The sequence below is a fragment of the Listeria farberi genome, assembly GCF_014229295.1.
GTDB lineage: Bacteria > Bacillota > Bacilli > Lactobacillales > Listeriaceae > Listeria > Listeria farberi.
The window spans coordinates 630,641-652,514 of the sequence record NZ_JAARZL010000001.1 but is presented as its reverse complement, the minus strand read 5'-3'; the positions used below and the strand labels follow the sequence as shown (position 1 = coordinate 652,514).

The window sequence follows — 21,874 nt, the reverse complement described above, 5'->3', positions numbered from 1 at the left end:
CCTTTTATTTTTACTATCTTGTATTAATTGTTTCTTCATAAATTAATACTTTTTCTTTCTCCCTCTCATCACCAACAAGAGCATGCTTAGAACAAGTAAGCTCAAGCCTGTCCAGATTACCCAAGTGTTTGTTTGGTCACCTGTTTTTGGTAATGGTTTTGCTTCTTCATATGTTGCTGTATGCTGTGTTCCATTTATAATTTTTATCCTAGTCTTTCCTTCTTTTACGCTAGGTTTGGTAGGTTCTTCTTGATTTACACTTAATGGTTTTACTTCTATCGTTGCAATTGCAGCAAGTTGTTTTTTGCCAGCATCTTTTGTCCCTTCATTTGGATCATAGGAATAAACCACTTGATAAGTGCCTGCTTTTGTTACATCTACCTTACCTTTTACTTGCACTTTAGAGAAAGGAATTTCTACGCCATCACGATTTGTTGCACTTACAAAATTTGCTTTGGCTTCCCATTTTTCACCTTGTGGAAGAACGCTATCTTTTACAGTGATTTGTGCTTGATTTTTTAACACTTTGATATGTGCTATTTTTTCCACTCCATCGTAACTATATCTTACCTCATAAGTGCCAGCTTCTCTACTGTCTACGTTTCCGGTTACAGTCAAATCTTTAAAGGAAATTCTGTCGCCTTTTTTATCTGTAGCACTATCGAAATTATCCGCTGCTTTCCATGTATCTCCTGCATAAATTGTACTATCATGCACTTCAATACTCGTTTTTCTTGGTTCTACTGTAACATGAATGGTTGTCGAAACTCCAGCATAACTGTAGGTAACTTGATAAACACCTGGTGTTTTTAAGTCCACAGTTGGCATTTCTGTGACAGTGATTTCATTCCAAGCTACCATATTTCCATCTTTATCTAAAGCTTTGTCAAAGTTGTCTTTAGGATTCCAACTATCCCCTACATAAATTACTGAATCATGTGCATGGACATTAGTTAGAATGTCTTTCACTTGGATATTGATTGTTGTCTTAACCCCATCATACACGTATGTTACAGGATATGTTCCTGCTTTAGTTGTATCAACGGTTCCTTCTACTACGATATCGGCGAATGTAACTGAATTGCCGTCTTTATCAAGCGCACTATCAAAGTTATCTTCAGCCTTCCACGTATCTCCGACATAAAGCTTTGAATTATGCGCGTTCACTGCGGTTAATTTAGCTTTTACAGTTAAAGTAATTTTTTTCGATACTTTGCCATACTTGTAAGTGACTTCATAAGCACCTGCTTTTGTCGTATCTACAGTTGGTTTTTCTGTGACTGTAACGTCTTTTAGGTCAACCGCATTGCCTTCTTTATCAAAAGCACTATCGAAGTTATCTTTGGCACTCCACACATCTCCTACATAAATAGTAGAGTCATGAGCACTGATACCTGATTTATTTTCTTTTACTGTGACTGTAACAGTTTTCGCGAAGCCGTCATAGCTATAAGTGATTGGATAGCTACCTGCTTCATTTGTGTTCACATTTCCTGCCACCGTTACCTCAGTAAAAGCAACGGGATTGCCATCTTTATCTAGCGCACTATCGAAATTGTCTCCCGCATTCCATGTGTCACCTGTATAAATTGTGGAATCATGCGCGTTCACAGCTGTTTGTTTAGCTTTGACAGTAACTTGAATAGTCGAGGAAACTCCATTATAGGTGTATGTCACCGGATAGACTCCAGCTACTTCGGTATTCACGCTTCCTGTAATTGTTACATCGCTAAACGCTACATTAGTGTCACCTTCTTTATTTGACGCACTATCAAAGTTGTCTTCCGCTTCCCATGTGTCTCCTACATAAATAGTAGAATCATGTGCGTTCACTGCGGTTAAATCTTTTGCTACAGTTACTTGAATAGTGACTGAAACCGTTTTGCTATCTTTTGTTATCGTGTAAGTTAATGGATACACGCCACCTTGATTAGAACCATTTTTTATGGCATCTAATTGTGTTTGGTTTACTTGAACTTGGTCTAAACGATTTTCTGCGCTTGAGTTAACGCCGTCTTTTACTTCTTCAAAAGCGGCTGTTTTCGCAAGAGTTAGGGCCTGTGCTTCCGTTAAACTAGTAGCTTCCTTGTACTCCACCGAAAAATCAGTTGCTCCCATGGTATAACCATCCTGTTGAACAGTCGTTCCGGCTTTTGAAGTAACATATACTGGGGCTGTAGAGCTTTGTTCTGTACCAAAAATATCTTGGATGGTAATCGTTAAATCTGTTACATCAATCGTTTTGTCTTTTGTGGAAATACCTACTACAGCCGCTGAACCATCCGCTAATGTTTGTACTGTTGCCACATTGGTATCTGCAACAGTCCATTTATACCCATCTGTTGCTGCTTTAATATTTTTAAAGAAGCTTGGTTCGATAGTATCTTCGGCAGCTTGTCCTGTAGTAGCGGGGACTTTCGGTAAAGTAATTTCTAAACTATTTCCCACCTGTACTTGTTTTTCATTTAAATTAACTTTTAAATCTTGCGTAGGGTCATAAGCGTAATAACCTGCATTAATGTGCTGAGATTTTGGTTGTGTTGGATCGATTTGCTTCACCCAGCCTCTATCTGCTCCGCTATAAGGTGCATCACTATCCAGTGAGATGTCTTTACCAATATTTTTTAGTGTATATTGGTAGCCAGCTTTGTCTGGGAATTTCACTGCATAATTACCATAACCAACACCATCATTGTAATCAAATGTATAATTTCCTGCACTGTCTGTTGTAGCAGTCACATTTTCACCGTTTACTTTGGCCGGTTCGTATATGGATGTGGTTTCATTCCATTTGTAAAGTTCTATAGTTTCATTCGCTAAAGGTTCATCACCTTTGTCTTTTTCATACAAACCATTAACATCTTTATCTTGAAATAACCTTCCGGAAACTTCGCCGATAACTAACTCAGCACCTACTTTTGTTCCAGATAGCGAACCAGAGAATGTATTAGTTGTTACACGATAGTAAGGATTATAAACATCTCTTTCACTAATCTTATTGCCTTCTGTTGCTGAATTGAATGTTTCATCTACTTTAAGTGGTACTTTGAAGGTTTGTGTTTCGCCTGCATTAATTTGTGTTTTCACTTTGATTCGAACCATATTTACTTTTTCATAGTCAGCAACAGTATCTGAATAAATACTTTCCGCATCATAATTATTTTCAGTAGCTTCTGTTGTGTAGCTCACTTCAAACTGATTTTGTTGTTCTGCTGTAATGGCTAAGGCGCTATTCAGTTTCATATCCCACTTAAAGGCTTCACTTTGGAATTTATCTCCAAAGTCTTGACCAGTTTTTGGAATGGGAATGAACAGCTCAAAAGTGCTTGCTTCCGCATTCGAAGCATTAGTGATTTGTACTGTATAATCGGCATCTGTTCCTGGTGTAAAGTAGGAAACCGTGTTATCATCGCCTTCCACATAAGCTGCTTTAGCGCCTTCTCCAGCCACGCTTAAGAAAGTTTCTACAGTGACTGTATCTTGTTTTGGAATACTTAAAGTACTACTGTTGACAGAAAGTAATTTTTCATTGTCCCTGCCATTTTGGTTCACATCTAGGCCCGTATCTAAAAAAGTATTATTCGCAATTGCCGAAGTAACATCCGATCCTCCCCATGCGATAACCTGTTGCGCATCCATATTAATGCTTTTATCTAAAGTAACATCAAATGTAGTGTTATAACTGAGATGTAAATATTTTTGCTTATATGGATAATTAAGGAAATTTCCAACAGAAACATCTTTTGTTTTTAACACATATACTTTTTCACCATTTTTAGCTGTTTTTTCTTCTATAGAAAAATCAACATCTTTTCCATCTTGATCGGTTAATTTAATGCTGGATGGTTGAACTTTTGTACCTGTTAGCTCACGTAAATATACTTCTGGATTATTCAGCGCTGTTCTTGTTCCATAAGGATAATCATGTAACAATAATGTCGCTTTTGTATTGATAGTTTCTCCTGCGCTTGCTACTTTAGTTAATTTCCCTGTTTTATCAAAGAAAGCTGCGGTGCCATTTGCTGCAGTAGTAATAGAGTTACTCACTTTATATGTGGAAGTGCTAGAAACTTTCGTATTAGCTTCACCCTCTGCGTTCCAAATAGAACCTTTAAATTGTACAGAGGTGATGCCTGGTTTAACCATTCCATATGAAGTGGTGGAATTCCAGCGATAGGTTGCAAGCGATTCTGTGCTGACATAGCCTGGTGAGAAGTCTCCCACATTTGCTTTCACTTCTGTAAAGTATTCTCCTTCTTCAAGTCCCACCACTTTAGCATCCAAACGATAGGTTTGATTGTTGTTTTTAGTAAGTGCTCCAGTATAGGTGCGGTAAGAGGGATTTAAATTAGTTTTATACTGCACATCTTTTATTTTATTTCCAACAACTCTACTATCAAAAGGAATATTGACCATATAGGCTTTCCAATTAGGGTCAAATTCAATCTGATAAACTTGATTGGTTTTAACACCTGCTGTTTGCTTATTTTGAATTTGAATACTTCCAGCCCATGTTTCATTATCTGGATTGATAGTGCCATTCGCTGAGAATAGCGTTAACTTATTTGCAGAAGCGCCTACTACTTTACAAACATCAATCGGAGTCACTGTAGTAGTATCTGCGCTATTCGTTGTTAATGCATCTGTTTCAAAAACTTGATTATCATATGTTGTAATAACTGTATGTGGTGCTTTAGGTGCACTATATGTCCCTGCCGGTGTATCTTTTGGTACTTTATATTTGACTGCAAATACAGAACCGCTAACAGAATTATAGTTTAAGAGCTTACTATCAATCACTACTTTATTTTCTTCTGGGTAATTAGTGAATGTCATATTTGTAGAGTCTTTCATTAAGTTTCCAAATCTATCCACTACACCAACATATTCCATTCCTTCAGGGTAATAAAGTGTTGTCTTCATATGTTTTGCCACAAAAAATGGTGCTCCCCGACCATCCAATTGATTTAATCCGTTTACAAGTGCATAGGTTTTGGTGTAGTTATAGGAAGCTGTTTCGTCCGTACTCGCTAGTACTTCTGGTAGCGTGAAATTTTCATACCAATCTCGAAACATTGTTTTCACATGATTTTGTTCAGCATAACCTATGACCTTATTTCCTTCTGCATGAATAGCTTGTTCTGTAGAAGCAATAGGATTACTTGCGCCTTCCATAAATACTTCTGCTTTAATAGGCGACTCTATATCTTTTGGACCGTAGTATTTAGCAGCATCCACTCGCACAGAAAAAGTAAAACTTGCTTTTTCTGTTCCAGAAGATAAGTCATAACTAACTGTACCAAATGTTGCGTTATTGTAGGCTTTTTCTATTTGCGGCACTGTAACTGAAGTAATTGCTACTCCTAGTGGATCACTTGCACCTAGACGACTTAGAATAGCGGGATCTACATTTGTACCACTTTGATAGTTACTTGGTACGGGCAAAGATACAAAGCGCATGCCATCTGGCAACGCGAAGCTTACTTTCTTTCCAGTAGAAGTATTATCACCAAAATCAACAGTTACATTAACTTCTTTAATATCTCCATTAGACCAAGCTGTTTGATTATAATCTGGAATATTTAAATCCACGGTTGCTTGATTAGCTTTAAGTAACTGTTTGCTTGTTGTTTTTGTATTGTCTGAATCAGAAGGCTCTTTTGTAGTAGCTTCTTGATTGCTCTCTTCCACTTCTTTACTTGTTTCCTCTTCAGAAACAATGCCACTTACTTTATAAGTAGCTGTATAAGATTTTGTTTCTGACTTTTCTGTATTAGTATCTTGATAGGTAATTAAGAAAGATATTTCACCATTTTTAATGGCTTTATAACTTGCTTCGTGACTTTCTTTTTCCACCCCATCAGGAGTTTTAATAGTTACGATTTCTACCTCTTCCTTAGCTGGTGTTACTTTAATGGTTAAATCAGCAGACTTTTTATCTGTTGCTATGTCCGACTGAACTTCATAAGTAAGATCATCATTCCCGTTTTCCTTGGCAAACACGTGAAGTGCAGTTAAATTTAATTGTCCTAACACTAGGAAAAATGCCATTAACAATACTAACCATTGCTTCAGTTTGTTTGGTTTAATTATCAAAAAATCCTCTCCTTCAAGTAATTTTTTTGGGCTGTTTAAGGACATATAATCACATCGCATTTTTATAATACTTGCAAAGAAGCACTAGTGTATAGAAGCTTTAGTTGTTTTTTTTAATAATTCGTTTCAAACATTAAATTTATTCAAAAATCCGCCATAAAAGAAAACGCTTCCAGACACATTTTAGACATTTTTTCGTCACATTCATCTAATGAAAAAAGTTGTTTTTACTAAAATAGACCAATTTTATTTAAACCTAGTTTGTCTTAATACCAGTTTTCGCTAGTTAATTAGATAAAAAAATAGGGCATGTCGAATGCATGCCCTACTTCTTATTGCTTTACTTTATTGATATTTTTTCTTTCTACCTCTCATTGCCAACAAGAGCATGCTTAGAACAAGTAAGCTCAAGCCTGTCCAGATTACCCAAGTGTTTGTTTGGTCACCTGTTTTTGGTAATGGTTTTGCTTCTTCATATGTTGCTGTATGTTGCTTGTTATCAACTACTTTTAATGGTGTTTTTTCTGTTGATGGTTTTGTTGGAGTTGATGGTTTTACTGGATTTGTAGGTTCTGTTGGATCTGATGGATCAACAGGTTTTACTGGATTTACAATTTCTGCTTCTACTTGAATGTTAGCTGTGACAGAAAGTTGCTTTTTGCCTGCATCTGCTGTTCCTTCATTTGGATCATACGTGTAAATCACTTTGTATGTTCCAGCTTTATTTACATCTACTGTACCATCTACTTGAATTTTGGAGAAAGGAATTGCTACACCATCTCGGTTTGTCGCACCTATAAAGTTAGCTTCTGCTTCCCATTTTTCTCCATATGGGATAACGCTATCTTTTACAGTAATTTGTGCTTGATTTTGGATTACAGTGATATGTGCTACTTTTTCCACTCCATCATAGCTATAGCTTACTTCATATGCGCCTGCTGTTTCAGGATCAACTTGTCCAGTTACAGTTACATCTTCGAAAGAAATTTGGTCACCTTTTTTATCTGTAGCATTATCGAAGTTGTCTTCTGCTTTCCATGTATCTCCTGTATAAATTGTGGAGTCATGCACTTCTACACTTGTTTTTCTTGGATTTACAGTCAGATTAATTGTTTTCGAAACACCGTCATAACTATAAGTCACTTGGTATACTCCAGCTGTTTCTAAATCAACAGTCGGATTTTCTGAAACGTTGATATCTTGCCAATCTACTGTATTTCCATCTTTATCTTGTGCACTATCAAAATTATCTTTGGCATCCCAGCTGTCTCCTACATAGATTTCAGAATCATGTGCGTTCACTGCTGTTAAGATGTCTTTTACTTGGATGTTAATTGTTTTTGAGACACCGTCATATGTGTACGTTACTGGATATGTTCCAGCTTTGTCTGTATCAACAGTTCCTTTTACTTCGATATCAGCAAAAGCGACGGAATTGCCATCTTTGTCAAGCGCACTATCAAAGTTATCTTCTGCACTCCACGCATCTCCAACATAAATCGTGGAATCATGTGCGTTCACTGCGGTTAATTTAGCTTTCACAGTTAAAGTAATTTTTTTCGATACTTTGCCATACTTGTAAGTGACTTCGTAAGCACCTGCTTTTGTCGTATCTACAGTTGGTTTTTCTGTGACTGTTACGTCTTCTAGGTCAACGGCGTTACCATCTTTATCAAAAGCACTATCGAAGTTATCTTTGGCATTCCATGCATCTCCTACATAAATAGTAGAGTCATGAGCACTGATACCTTCCTTATTTTCTAAGACGGTAACTGTAATAGTTTTCGAAACTCCATCGTAGCTATAAGTGATGGTATTAGTACCAGCTTGATTTGTATTAACAGTTCCTGTCACTGTAATATCAGCAAAAGCGACGGAATTGCCATCTTTATCAAGTGCACTATCAAAGTTGTCTCCCGCATTCCATGTGTCACCTGTATAGATTGTGGAATCATGTGCGTTTACTGCGGTTAATTTAGCTTTGACAGTAACATTAATTTTTTTAGAGACACCATTATATGTGTAGGTTACTGGATACGAACCAGCTACTGCGGTGTTTACAGTTCCTGTAACTGTTACATCGCTAAATGCTACATTAGTGTCGCCTTCTTTATTTGTTGCACTATCAAAGTTGTCTTCCGCATCCCATGTGTCTCCTACATAAATAGTAGAATCATGTGCGTTCACTGCGGTTAAATCTTTTGCTACAGTTACTTGAATAGTAACTGAAACCGTTTTGCTATCTTTTGTTATCGTGTAAGTTAATGGATACACGCCACCTTGATTAGAGCCATTTTTTATGGCATCTAATTGTGCTTGGTTTACTTGAACTTGGTCTAAACGATCTTCTGCGCTTGAGTTAACGCCGTCTTTTACTTCTTCAAAAGCGGCTGTTTTCGCAAGAGTTAGGGCCTGTGCTTTCGTTAATGCAGTAGCTTCTTTATACTCTATTGAAAAATCAGTAGCTCCCATGGTATAACCATCTTGTTGCGCAACAGTTCCCTCTGTTCCAGTAACATATACTGGTGCTTTGGAACTTTTTTCTGTTCCAAAAATATCTTGGATGGTAATCGTTAAATCTGTTACATCAATCGTTTTATTGTTTGTAGAAACGCCAACTACAGCTGCTGAACCATCTGCTAATGTTTGTACTGTTGCCACATTGGTATCTGCAACAGTCCATTTATACCCATCTGTTGCTGCTTTAATATTTTTAAAGATGCTTGGTTCGATAGTATCTTCGGCAGCTTGTCCTGTTGTTGAAGCTACTTTTGGTAAAGTGATTTCTAAGCTGCGACCCATTTGAACTTGTTTTTTATCTAGGTTAACTTTTAAATCTTGCGTAGGGTCATAAGCATAATAACCTGCATTTGTATATTGTGAGCTTGGTTGTGTTGGATCGATTTGTTTCACCCAACCTCTATCTGTTCCGCTATAAGGTGCATCACTATCTAGAGAAATATCTTTACCAATATTTTTTAGTGTATATTGATAGCCCGCTTTGTCTGGGAATTTCACTGCATAATTACCATAACCAACACCATCATTGTAATCAAAACTGTATTTACCGTTACTGTCCGTTGTGGCAGTTACATTTTTGTCACCTACTTTGGCCGGCTCGTATGCAGAAGTGGCTTCATTCCATTTGTATAATTCAACTGTTTCACTCGCTAAAGGTTCATCGCCTTTGTCTTTTTCATACAAACCATTAGCATCTTTATCATTAAATAAAGTACCTGCTACTTCACCAATTACTAGTTCAGCACCTACTTTTGTTCCAGATAATGAACCAGAGAACGTATTAGTAATTACACGGTAATACGGGTTGTAGATATCACGTTCACCAATTTTGTTACCTTCAGTTGCTGAATCGAATGTTTCATCTACTTTAAGTGGTACTTTGAAGGTTTGTGTTTCACCTGCATTAATTTGTGTCTTCACTTTGATTCGAACCATGTTAACTTTTTCGTAATCAGCAACAGTATCTGAGTATATGTCGTTGGAATCATAATTATCTCCTGTTGCGGTTGTTGCATAACTTACATCGAATTGGTCTTGTTGTTCTGCACTAACAGGTAGCGCTCCATTTAGTTTCATATCCCACTTGAATGGTTCGCTTTGGAATTTAGATCCGAAGTCTTGACCAGTTTTTGGAATTGGGATATAAAGCTCGAATGTACTTGCGTTCCCACTAGAAGTATTCGTAATCTTGACTGTATAATCAGCATCTGTTCCTGGTGTGAAGTAAGAAACTGTACTGTCTTCTCCTTCTACATAAGCTGCTTTAGCGCCTTCTCCAGCCACGCTTAAGAAAGTTTCTACAGTGACTGTATCTTGTTTTGGAATACTTAAAGTACTACTATTGACAGAAAGTAATCTATCATTGTCCCTGCCATTTTTATTTACATCTAGCCCTAAATCTGAAAAAGTATTATTTGCCGTTGCCGGAGTAACATTCGCTCCCCATGCAATGACCTGTTGCGCATCCATGTTAATACTTTTATCTAAAGTTACATCAAACGTTGTATTGTAACTGATATTTAGATATTTAGTTTTAGTTGGATAGCCTACAAATGCACCTACTGTTACATCCGTTGTTTTTAAAACGAATACTTTGTCTCCATTATTGGCCGTTTCTTGTTCAACTGTGAAATTAACATCTTTCCCATCCTGATCCGTTAGTTTAATGGACGAAGGTTGAATTGTTGTACCTTCTAGAGCATGTAAATAAACTTCTGGATCATTGAGAACTGTTCTTGTTCCATAAGGGTAATCATGTAACAATAATGTCGCTTTTGTGTTGATAGTTTCTCCTGCACTAGCTGTTTTCACCATTGTACCAGCTTTATTATAGAAAGCTGCTGTACCATTTGCTGCTGTACTTTCTGCAGTTGAAACTTTATAGGTTGATGTGCCAGATACTTTCGTATTGGCCTCATCATCCGCGTCCCAAATTGCACCTTCATATTGGACAGATGTAACGCCGGGCTTGATTTTACCGTATGAAGCAGTGGAGTTCCAACGGTAAGTAGCCGAAGATTCTGTGTTAAGGTATCCAGGCGCAAAATCTCCCACATTTGCTTTTACTTCTGTGAAATATTCCCCATCTTCAAGCCCAACTGCTTTTGCATCTAGTCGATACATTTGATTATTATTTTTAATAAGCGCTCCATCAAATGTTCGAAAAGCGTCGTTTAAATTTGTTTTATACTGTACTTCACTGATTTTATTTCCTGAAATGGTGCTATCAAAGGGAATATTAACCATATAAGCTTCCCAGTTAGGATCAAATTTAATTTGATACATTTGATTTTTTTTCACACCAGCACTATTTTTATTATTAATTTGGATGCTACCAGCCCAAGTTTCGTTATTTGGATTCAGTTGACCATTGGCTGCAGTCAAAGTCATTTTATTTTCGGTAGTATCAACAACTTTACAAATGTCTAAAGGCGCTAAAGTAGTTAAGTCGCTAGAATTAGATGTTAGTGCATCCGATTCAAATACTTCACCATCATATGTTGTGATAACCGCATGCGGCACTTTATCTGTGCTATATGTTCCTGCTGGAGTTCCTTTAGGCACTTTATATTTGACGCCATAAACAGCATTACTAGCGGCACTGGAGTTTAAGCGCTTATTATTAATCACAACTTTATTTTCACTTGGATAATTAGTAATAGTTAAGTTAGAATCACCCTTTATTACTCCTCCATTATTATTTATAACGTCTACAAACTCCATACCTTCTGGGTAATAAAGCGTTATTTCGATGTTTTTAGCAATATAAGTCATTGATCCTCGACTGTCCAAACTATTCAATCCGTTCACGACAGAGTAAGATTTTGTATAGTTATAAGAGTCTGCAGCATCTGTACTTGCAAGGACTTCTGATAGTCTTTGATCATTATACCAATGGCGGAACATTGTTTTTACATGATCTTGATTGGCATAGCCTACTACTTTATTTCCTTCCGCATGAATTGCTTGTTCTGCAGAAGCAACAGGTGTACTTGCCTCTCCTTTAAATACTTCGGTTTTAATTGGATCTACTAAATCAGTCGGTCCGTAATATTTTGCTGCATCTACCCGTACAGAAAAAGTAAAACTCGCTTTTTCAGTTCCAGGACTTAGCTCATAACTAACTGTTCCGAAAGTTGCTTGATTGTATGTTGTTTCTTTGTCAGGTACTTTCGCTGACGTAATCGCTACTCCTAGTGGATCACTTGCCCCTAAATAACTTAAAAGTCCTTTATCCACATTCGTCCCAGCCTGATAATTATTTGGTACTGGCAAAGATACAAAACGCATTCCATCTGGTAAAGTGAAATTCACTTTTTTGCCAGTAGAAGTACTGTCACCAAAGTTCACGGTCGCAGTTACTTCTTTAATATCACCGTTTGCCCATGCTGTTTGGTTATAATCTGGTATTTTTAGTTCAACTGTTGTTTGTCCAGATTTAAGTGATTTAGTATTGTTAGTAGTAGAAGGAGGCTGAATATTAGCATCTTCTTTTTCAGGTGCCTTCTCTGTTTCCGTATCCTTATTTACTTCATCTTCAGAAACTATGTCAGATACTTCATAAGAAGCAGTATATGTTTTAGTTTCTGCTTTTTCTTCGCCTGTATTTTGATAATTAATTAAGAAGTTAGTTGTACCATTTTTTTCAGCTTTATAGCTTACTTCTTGGCCTTCTTTCTTCTCTCCATCAGGTGTTTCAATAGTCAAGATTTTCACCTGATCATTTGTTGGTGTTACTTTAATGGTTAAATCAGCTGTTTTTTTATCTTCTGCCAATTTAGACTGAACTTCATAAGTTAGCTCGTCATTCCCATTTTCTTTTGCAAACACATTAAGGGCTGTTAAATTCAATTGTCCTAATACTAGGAAAAATGCCATTAGCAACACTAAGTAATGCCTCGCTTTAGATAATTTCATCATAAAAGAGTTCTCTCCTTAAAGTATATTTTATAGTTGTGAAGTAGTTTGTACTCACATCGCAACTTTTATAATACGTGTAGAGAACGTCTATGTACACATGATTAAAATGAGTTTTTTAAATAAATGATAAATAAAACTATTTCATACAAAATTTCGTCATATAAAAAAACGGTTACAGACACATTTTAGACACAATTTACAAATGAAACATCTTAAAGAAACAAAAATAACAATTAAAAATCCCATAATATAGCCGTTTTCAATATTTTTTCAAACAATCCCAAAACAAGTATATTGTATTATATCGGACTTTTAGTACTTTTATTAGATGAGTTGCCAGTAGTTATTTTATCTGTTTCATATTATTTGTTATTCAACAATTTCTTTCTAATATGAAGCAAAAACACAGAAATCCTTAGTTAATCAAGGGATTTCTGTGTTTATATGATTTTATTTAAAAAACTTATTCTGAACTACTTTAATAATCTCCATCATCACAACTGCTGCAAGTGCTAACCCTGCTGCAATCGACCATTCATGTAAGCCAAATGTCACTGGGATGGAGAAGATTTCGCGAGCTCCTGGTAATACTGTAATTCCATATAAGACGAAACAAAGTAATACTGCGCCGATTACGTATTTGTTGCTAAAAAATCCTGCGCCAAATGCTGTTTGGACGTTTGAGCGAGCTGCAAATGTTTGGAGTGTACGCGCTAAGATAAGGGTAGTAAATGCCATCGCCACACTCATTTCAGGTGAAATCTGCATACCGATGTATTGTGAAATAATAACGGCGATACCAATTAATACACCACGACTGATAACCGCGCGCATCGTTCCACCTGCAAAAATACCTTCATTGATATCTCTTGGTTTGCGTTTCATCACGTCAGGTTCTGCTTTTTCCATACCTAGAGCGATTGCTGGTAAAGAGTCATTGACTAAGTTGATAAATAGTAATTGTAACGCTGTGAACGGATTAATCCAGTCAAGCACTAGCGCGAATAAAATCGCAATAATCGCGCCTAAATTTCCTGCAAATAAGTAAGCGATAGATTTCTTAATATTATCAAAAACCGTTCTACCAACGCCAACTGCATCCACAATCGAAACGAAATTATCATCGGTCAAAATCATCGCGGCAGAGTCTTTTGCAACATCTGTTCCGCTACCCATTGCGACACCAATATCGGCTTGTTTTAGAGCAGGTGCATCATTCACACCGTCACCAGTCATTGCGGTAATTTTTCCTTTTTTCTGCCAAGCTTTGACGATACGGATTTTATTTTCCGGGGAAACTCGGGCATAAACAGCGATATGTTCTAGTTTTTTATCAAGTTCTTCTTCTGGCATAGCATCTAGTTCTTGACCAGTTAAGGCGATGTCATCTGCATCCATTAAACCAATATCACGACCGATTGCTTGTGCTGTTGTTTTGTGATCGCCAGTAATCATGACAGTGCGAATACCTGCTTTTTTAGATTCTTCAATGGAAGCATAAACAGCTTCACGAGGCGGATCAATCATTGCGGTTAAGCCAACGAGTACGATGTCTTGCTCGTCTTCTAATTTTAATTCAGTTGTGTCTGCCGGCATCCGTTTGTAGCCGTAAGCTAGGACACGAAGCGCTTGATTCGAGAATTCTTCGTTTGTTTCTTTTAGTTTCGTTAAAATTTCTTCTGTTAGCGGCTTTTCTTCCCCATCAAGGAAAACATAACTACAACGCGCGAACATTACATCTGGTCCGCCTTTTGTGAGCATTGCTTTGTTTTCATTGAAAGTATGAAGTGTAGACATTAGTTTACGGTCAGAATCAAACGGAATTTCGCCTTCACGAATAAATTTTTCGCGTATTTCATTGTAATCTTGGTTATTTTTATTACTAAAGGCAATTAGCGCCACTTCAGTTGGATCGCCTAACTCTTTACCTTCGCTATTAATATTCGAGTCATTACAAAGTACCGCTATATGAATTAAACGGCGCTCTCCTTCTGACCAATTTTCTGGACTATCTGGGAAGTTTTCCTTTGTTCCATCAGGTAAAAAGTAATCAACAACAGTCATTTTATTTTGAGTTAGTGTGCCGGTTTTATCGGTACAAATAACACTTGTGGAGCCGAGTGTCTCCACTGCTGGAAGTTTTCTAATAATCGCATGCTGTTTCGCCATTTTGTTTGTTCCAACCGCGAGTACAATCGTTACGATAGAAGAAAGTGCTTCTGGAATTGCTGCTACAGCTACGGCCACAGCAAACATAAAGGCATTTAGAATCGCTGTTGCCATATCCGCTGAATTGTCGCCAAGTAACACACGCCCTGCCTCTACTGCAAAAATAAGTACACAGAGTGCTAAAATACCAATTCCTAACTTCTTACTAAATGATTCTAGTTTTCTTTGTAGTGGTGTTTGTTTCGCTTCTGCTGTTTCAAGAAGTCCAGCGATTTTGCCGATTTCCGTTTCGCTGGCTGTACCTGTTACGACAAACATCCCGCGACCATAAACAACGAGCGAGCCACTAAACACCATATTCACTCGGTCGCCAAGCCCTACTTCATCCGGAATGGTATCGATATATTTCTCAACTGCTTCCGATTCTCCTGTTAGCATACCTTCGTCAATTTTTAATGAGCCACTTTCGAATAAACGGCCATCTGCTGGGACAAAATCACCTGCATCTAAAATAACGATGTCACCTGGGACAAGTTCGCGCGCATGAATGCTTTGTTTAGAGCCATCGCGAATAACCTTGGCGACTGGTGCAGACATTTCTCGTAACGCATCGAGTGAACTTTCTGCTTTTCTCGTCTGAACTACACTAATTATCGAGTTCACGATAAGTACTAAAAAGATAATAAGCGATTCCACTACTTCGCCTAGAACTAACTGCACTATGGCAGCAATGACTAAAACAATAACCATTGGATCTTTAAATGTTTCGAGAAAAAGCTTCCAAAGCGGGTCTTTCTTTTTATTCTTCAATTCGTTAAAGCCATATTTTTCTTGTCGTTTTGTTACCTCACTAGTTGTTAAGCCTTGTTCTGTTGCTTCTAGTTGTTTAAATGTATCTGCCGCGCTTTTGCGGTAAATCTCCAATCATGTCAGCCCCTTCCAAACAGTTTATGTGTTAAGTATAACAAATCTTAACAGTGAAATAATATTGATAACATGGATAATTTACACACTCTTAACAAACAGCGCTTACAAGCCTTCTTTTTAGCTACTAAGGGACGAAAAATAGTTGAAAAGGACACAAAAAACAACTATACTACAATCAGAAAGATAACTTAGGAGGGCATGGCATGGATAAAAATGAACAAGTCATGGCGAACGTCAGAGAGTTGTTTAATAAGCTTGCATGGATTAACAAAGTAAAGATGGAAAAAGCGCTTGAGGGATATAAACCTTCCGAAGTTCACTGCATTGAATTTATTGCTAAAAACGAGGACCCAAACGTAACTAAACTCGCGGAAGCTTTCTATATGACTAAAAGCGCGATTAGTAAAATTACTAAAAAATTAATGGATAAAGGATATATTGAAAGCTATCAAAAACCAGAGAATAAGAAAGAGATCTATTTCCGTTTAACGTCTAAAGGAGCTGAAATAAACCAAGTACATGATAATTTACATCAAGAATTTTTGGATCGTGATAAAGTCGTTTTTGAAGACGTATCGGATGAGCAATATGCCGAAGTATTAAAATTTGTGGATAAGTATAGTCGTCATCTAGATACAGAAATGAAGAAATTTTTAGCATCAAAATCTGAATAGACCCGCCAACAGCCTAGCTATTTCATGTTAGGCTGTTTTTTATTATTTATTTTTGTTGACAAGGAAACAAAAAGAAGGTAAGCTATTTATGTTTCCTAGGACACTAATTAAATAATTGATAGGAGAATTATATGTCTTCCACTAAATCTTTCTTTAACAAGAAAACTTTACTTTTTGGTCTTATATCCGTATTTTTATGTGGAATGGGTTTTAGCATTATTATGCCCGTCGTTCCTTTTCTCGTTGCACCTTATGTAACAAATTCCAGTGATCAAGCACTTTTGGTGACACTGCTCACATCGGTTTATGCTCTATGTGTATTTTTTGCTGCTCCTGGACTTGGTGCTTTAAGTGACCGATTTGGCAGACGACCAGTATTACTTATTTGTTTTGTGGGTTCAGCAATTGGTTACTTTATTTTCGGGCTTGGAGGGGCACTATGGGTGCTCTTTCTTGGTCGGATTATCGAAGGGATTACTGGCGGGAGTGTTAGTACGCTGTTTGCTTTTTTCGCTGATATTACGCCGCAAGAACAGCGGACGAAATATTTTGGTTGGGTTAGTGCCACGGCTGGTGCGGGTGCTGCACTTGGCCCGGCTTTCGGCGGTTTCATTGCTCACTTTGGCTATGCTATACCATTTTTCCTTGGTGCGGCGATTACTTTAATCAATTTTATATTTGGCTATTTTTATATGCCTGAGAGTTTAGAAGAAGCCAATCGCTTAAAACGAATTCCGCTTGTGCGACTCAATCCGTTTTCCCAACTGTGTAATATCCTAACAATCAAGCATCTGGGTCGTTTACTAATAGCCGCATTTTTCATTTGGGTTCCAAATGGTTCCTTGCAAGCTGTCATGTCACAATTTGCCATTGATAGTTTCAGTTGGAAGCCAGCTTTAATTGGGATGATGTTTTCAATTATGGGAATTCAAGATATCTTGTCACAAGCTTTCGTAATGCCCAAACTGCTTATTAAGTTAACGGATAAACAAATTGCTATTCTTGGAATGATTGCTGAAATTATCGGTTACTCGCTTATTGCAGCTTCCTCGATTTTCACACTTGCCTCCCTACTCGTTATTGGAATGTTCGTTTTTGGGTTTGGTGACTCGATTTTTGGTCCTTCTTTTAACGGAATGGTTTCAAAATCTGCTAGCGCTAGCGAACAAGGTCGGATTCAAGGTGGTAGTCAAGCCATTCAGTCATTGGCGCGTATTATCGGTCCAATTATTGGTGGGCAACTTTATATTACACTTGGTCATGCTGCTCCGGCTGTTATGGGCATCGTTTTAATCATAGCAGCGATTTTTATCCTCTATCAAAGAACGCAAAAGACAATATAAAAAAAGGGATTCCAAAATTGGAACCCCTTTTTCATTAAATCGTATTAAATTGCGCATCATATAATCGTTTATATGCACCATTTTCTTTCGCTAAAAGTTCTTTATGAGTCCCTGTTTCTGCTATGCCTGCTTCATTTACAACGATAATTCGGTCAGCATGCTTAATGGTAGCGAGTCTATGTGCGATTATTAAAGTAGTTCGACCTTCCGCTAGTTCTTCTAATGAAGCTTGAATGACTTGTTCTGTTTCTGTATCCAGTGCCGAAGTTGCCTCATCTAAAATTAAAATTGGTGGATTTTTTAGAAACATTCGTGCGATTGCTAACCGTTGTTTTTGTCCGCCAGAAAGTTTTACTCCGCGCTCACCAATAATTGTATCTAGCCCATCTGGCATCTCTTCTACTACTTTTGAAAGATGCGCGAGTTTTACGACATGCTCAATTTCTTCATCACTTGCGTCTAATTTTCCGTAAGCAATATTTTCTCTAACAGTGCCCGAAAATAAAAAGACATCTTGTTGGACTACGCCGATTTGTGCGCGTAAAGATGGTAAAGTGAAATGTTTAATGTTTTCTGCATCAATAGTAATTTCCCCATCTGAAACGTCATAAAAACGTGGCAATAAATTACAAATCGTCGTTTTCCCAGCACCACTTGGTCCAACAAATGCGACTGTTTCGCCAGCTTTAATAGAAAGATTAATATGACTTAAGACATTTTTCCCGTCACTGTATTCAAAAGAAACTTGTTTATATTCAATGTCACCGCAGAATGCTGAAGCCGGTTTAGCATCTTTTTCATCTTGAATTGCTGGCTCCGTATCCATCACTTCTAGGAAACGCTTAAAGCCCGCGAACCCTTTCGGATAGCTTTCGATAACATTATTGATTTTCTCAATTGGTCGGATGAAAACGTTTGTTAGTAAAATAAAACCAACAAATTCACCATATGAAATCTCCCCATTAATCGTAAAGTATGCTCCAAATAACAAAGCAAACAAACTAATTAATCGCATAAGAAAATAGTTAAATGAAAAACTAAGTCCCATCACTTTATAAAACATGAGTTTTGATTTACGGTAAGCTTGATTTAAAACTGCAAAACGACCTTTTTCATGCGGTTCATTAGCAAATGCCTGAACAACCCGAACGCCACTGATTGCATTTTCTACTCCAGCATTAAAATTCCCTAAATCTTTAAAAATCCCGGTCGTTACTTTGGTCATTCGTTTGTTGAAATAAACTATTAACACTGTCAAAATGGGGACTAAAATAAATGTAGAAATCGCCAGCTTGACGTTAATGTTTAGCATTAGGAAAAATGCGCCAAATAGCGACATAATTGAAATGAAAATATCTTCCGGACCATGATGTGCCACTTCGCCAATTTCAAATAAATCGGTTGTCATGCGCGACATCAATTTTCCTGTTTTCTGATTATCGTAAAAGCCAAATGGTTGCTTTTGCAAATGACTGAATAAATCTCTACGCATATCTGTTTCTATGTTAAGACCTAGCATATGGCCAAAATAAGTGACAATGTACTGCATAAATGTATTAAGTATGTAAAAGAATAATAAGGCAAAAGCTGCCGTAATAATTAGCCCAAAATCTTTTCCTGGAAGTAATGTATCAATCACATGATTTACAGCGACCGGAAATGCGAGCTCCAAAATAGCAGCTAAAACAGCACAACCAAAATCAATGATAAAAAGTGTCCGATACGGTTTATAATAACTAAAAAACCTTTTTAGAATGACAAACTCCCCCCTTAAAAATAGTCATGGTTCCCATTATAGTGTAAAATGACTAAAAAAGCGATATTGTTTTTGGAAAGGAGGCAACTGATGAAACGATTAGAAAAAATTTCTTCTATTGTTCCCATCCTGCTACGAATCACCCTAAATCTGGCGCTTATTATGGTCGGTTTTACCCTTGTTGCTTTTTTAATTAGAGAGGCATTTACGATTTTCAATAATATTTTCTTCTTAGATACGGACGTTTCTTACTATTATATGACGCAAGATATTTTGACGTTTTTCCTTTATTTTGAATTTATTGCGCTTATTGTAAAATATTTCGAATCTCATTTCCATTTTCCGCTGCGTTATTTTATTTATATTGGTATCACAGCAATTATTCGATTTATTATTGTCGATCACTCTAGCGCAACTTCCACGCTAATACTTTCAGGGGCGATTCTCTTACTTGTCGCCGCGTTGTTTATAGCTAATACGAAGATGCTGAAACGAGAAGGGTAAAAAAACAAGCAATCCGCGAAACCCGGATTGCTTGTTTTTGGTTTTTCTATTTGCAGTTTTATCCGAACTATTATGTTCCATAAAACTTATTAGGGCATATATAAGCAAACACATTTCCATATTTATTTAAGCATAATACTCCAAATTATTTAATGTCTCAATTGCAATTGGATGAAGTTGCTGAACTGTTCCAAATAAGCTTGAAATTTCATGATCGATTTCTGAAAGATTTTTAAATAATTTTCTTTCTTGATAGAATAGATTATTAGATTCTACTAACAAAATAAAACCATTATTAAGAGATAGTTTCAATACTATATAGCTTTTTGGGTTTTTATATACTGGTTCTAGCTGTTCTAAATCTAAATTTACCACAAGATTTTTTCCTTTTGTCATATCAAAATGAAATATACTATTACTTTCCTTCAAGTCTGCTTTATAGACAGATTCTACACTAATTTTCATAAATTCATGGTACCTTTGAAAGAAAACGTGAAAGGCCTTTTCTTGGTCGTCACAACAATGTTCAAGTATCATATTAGTCCATCCAGAAGTGGAGTAACTATAATTATAATAGTTCTTTATAAACTCATGGAAAAACCAAAAATCGATTGAATATCCTTTCATTATTTCTTTTCTACACCCCATCAAATAACCATTTAAAAAATCACTTAATGCATCTATTGTTTTATTTCTTAGGAACATAGTTGGTCTTTGTTCTATACTAAGTATTAAATCTTTTATAGTGTTTTTATTCATGCTGTTAGCTCCTTTACAAATTAAATAGCTAAAACTATCCTCTTGTTTTCAAATATTATTTTAGTTAGAGTATAACCTAACTATTGTATCGGTGAGTAGCGCGAGAAATTTTTTTGCCCCAAGTATAGTGTTTATATTTTCCAAGTGACTTCAAGACCAATTGAAAAAAGTAAATTTCTACATCTTTTTTTAAGAATACTTAGCAGTTTATTGCTTTTCTCTAAAAATGAAATGTATGATTATTCCATCATAAAAAATCCACCCATAATAATATATGAGTGGATTTAACTTAATTTTCGACACTACTCGTTTCCATATTAAAAATCATGATAGCTTCTGACAAAGCAGAAACTTCCGCTTCTAATATAGCTTTTTGTTTCTTTAATTCATACATTTGTAGAATGTTCGTAGCTTCATTTAAGTCAATACTTTCCATGTTATAAAATTTAATCCATCGTGCAAGAGATGCTATGGAGACACCAAAATCCTCACATAACGTTAGTTTGGGTATTCCTTGGTGATATAAATATACTAGGCTTCTTTTAAATTTTTCATTATATAATTTTTTCGGCATGAACAGTTCCTTTCTAGTGCATTTTTCATAGTATAGTATTGGCTCAGATAACTGTTTATATAACATTTGATTTTAAAGTTCCCTGCTGTTTGAGTTTCTAGCAGATAAACTATTTCGACAATTTCAAGATACAATATTTATTTTTTAATATCCCGTGTTTCTTTTACAATTCTATAATTCTTTTTGTTTCAATTTTGCGTAGTTTAAATAATAAGATTTCTTTTGGTTCTAGAGGTTAATTAGTTCTTTGATATTATCTTTTCCCTAGCTCACTTCCTTATATTTTTAGTAAATATAGATGTTGATAGATATGTCTCTTTTGATGGTATATCTATACTCCTGATTTGATATTTAAATTATATACGACAACTCGACAGATTCGCTACTCCGAAAGATACTTTTTAACAGTGTTTTTTCTTGAAAAATGGCTATTTTGTGACAAAATATTGCTTATTTCAAACAATAAAAACACAAAATATCCATACATGGGTTATCTAAATACACTTGCATGATCATTATCCTTTTAAGATAGCAAAATAGTTAGGATTTTAGATTCTTATACTAATAACGATAAGATGGAAATGGGCTAATGATAACCCATTTTATGGTACAATAATTTACAAAATACATA

General features: G+C 36.3%; 9 protein-coding genes and 1 pseudogene. 3 read left to right on the top strand and 7 right to left on the bottom strand.

Annotated elements, in window-relative coordinates; genetic code table 11:
- Positions 1-42: 42 nt before the first annotated feature.
- From lcp (HCB38_RS03125) to HCB38_RS03115, 3 genes are all read right to left on the bottom strand, one after another.
- Positions 43-6,051, bottom strand: coding sequence for a putative cellulose-binding protein LCP (lcp, locus tag HCB38_RS03125; protein ID WP_260484195.1), 6,009 nt, complete (start codon positions 6,049-6,051; stop codon positions 43-45).
- 390 nt (positions 6,052-6,441) lie between these two features.
- Positions 6,442-12,537: a putative cellulose-binding protein LCP gene (lcp, locus tag HCB38_RS03120; RefSeq protein WP_185637524.1), complete on the bottom strand. Its 6,096-nt coding sequence runs from the start codon at positions 12,535-12,537 to the stop codon at positions 6,442-6,444.
- Between the two features lie 450 nt (positions 12,538-12,987).
- Positions 12,988-15,630, bottom strand: coding sequence for a calcium-transporting ATPase (locus HCB38_RS03115; RefSeq protein WP_185318280.1), 2,643 nt, complete (start codon positions 15,628-15,630; stop codon positions 12,988-12,990).
- Positions 15,631-15,836: 206 nt separating this feature from the next.
- Between HCB38_RS03115 and HCB38_RS03110 the strand changes: the two genes are divergently transcribed.
- A complete protein-coding gene (locus HCB38_RS03110) occupies positions 15,837-16,307 on the top strand; it encodes a MarR family transcriptional regulator (RefSeq protein WP_185637522.1) in 471 nt (156 codons plus the stop codon).
- Between the two features lie 131 nt (positions 16,308-16,438).
- Positions 16,439-17,650, top strand: coding sequence for an MFS transporter (locus tag HCB38_RS03105; protein ID WP_185637518.1), 1,212 nt, complete (start codon positions 16,439-16,441; stop codon positions 17,648-17,650).
- A gap of 34 nt (positions 17,651-17,684) precedes the next feature.
- On the opposite strand, the gene HCB38_RS03100 is transcribed toward HCB38_RS03105, so the two are convergent.
- Entirely contained in the window at positions 17,685-19,406 is a 1,722-nt protein-coding gene (locus HCB38_RS03100; protein ID WP_185638002.1) for an ABC transporter ATP-binding protein, read from the bottom strand.
- 90 nt (positions 19,407-19,496) lie between these two features.
- Here HCB38_RS03100 and psiE point away from each other — a divergent pair, with 90 nt between their 5' ends.
- Positions 19,497-19,910 (top strand): phosphate-starvation-inducible protein PsiE, encoded by a 414-nt coding sequence (psiE, locus tag HCB38_RS03095; protein ID WP_003766041.1) that lies wholly within the window; start codon positions 19,497-19,499, stop codon positions 19,908-19,910.
- Positions 19,911-20,036: 126 nt separating this feature from the next.
- Here psiE and HCB38_RS03090 read toward each other — a convergent pair whose 3' ends face one another.
- The 3 genes and pseudogenes from HCB38_RS03090 to HCB38_RS03085 form a co-directional block, all read right to left on the bottom strand.
- Positions 20,037-20,669, bottom strand: coding sequence for a hypothetical protein (locus HCB38_RS03090; protein ID WP_185637516.1), 633 nt, complete (start codon positions 20,667-20,669; stop codon positions 20,037-20,039).
- 106 nt (positions 20,670-20,775) lie between these two features.
- A pseudogene (locus HCB38_RS15180) lies at positions 20,776-20,853 on the bottom strand (hypothetical protein); the annotation flags it as partial.
- A 105-nt stretch (positions 20,854-20,958) separates the two neighbouring features.
- Complete coding sequence (locus HCB38_RS03085; protein ID WP_185318276.1) at positions 20,959-21,243, bottom strand: transposase; 285 nt, start codon at positions 21,241-21,243, stop codon at positions 20,959-20,961.
- Between the last annotated feature and the right edge of the window lie 631 nt (positions 21,244-21,874).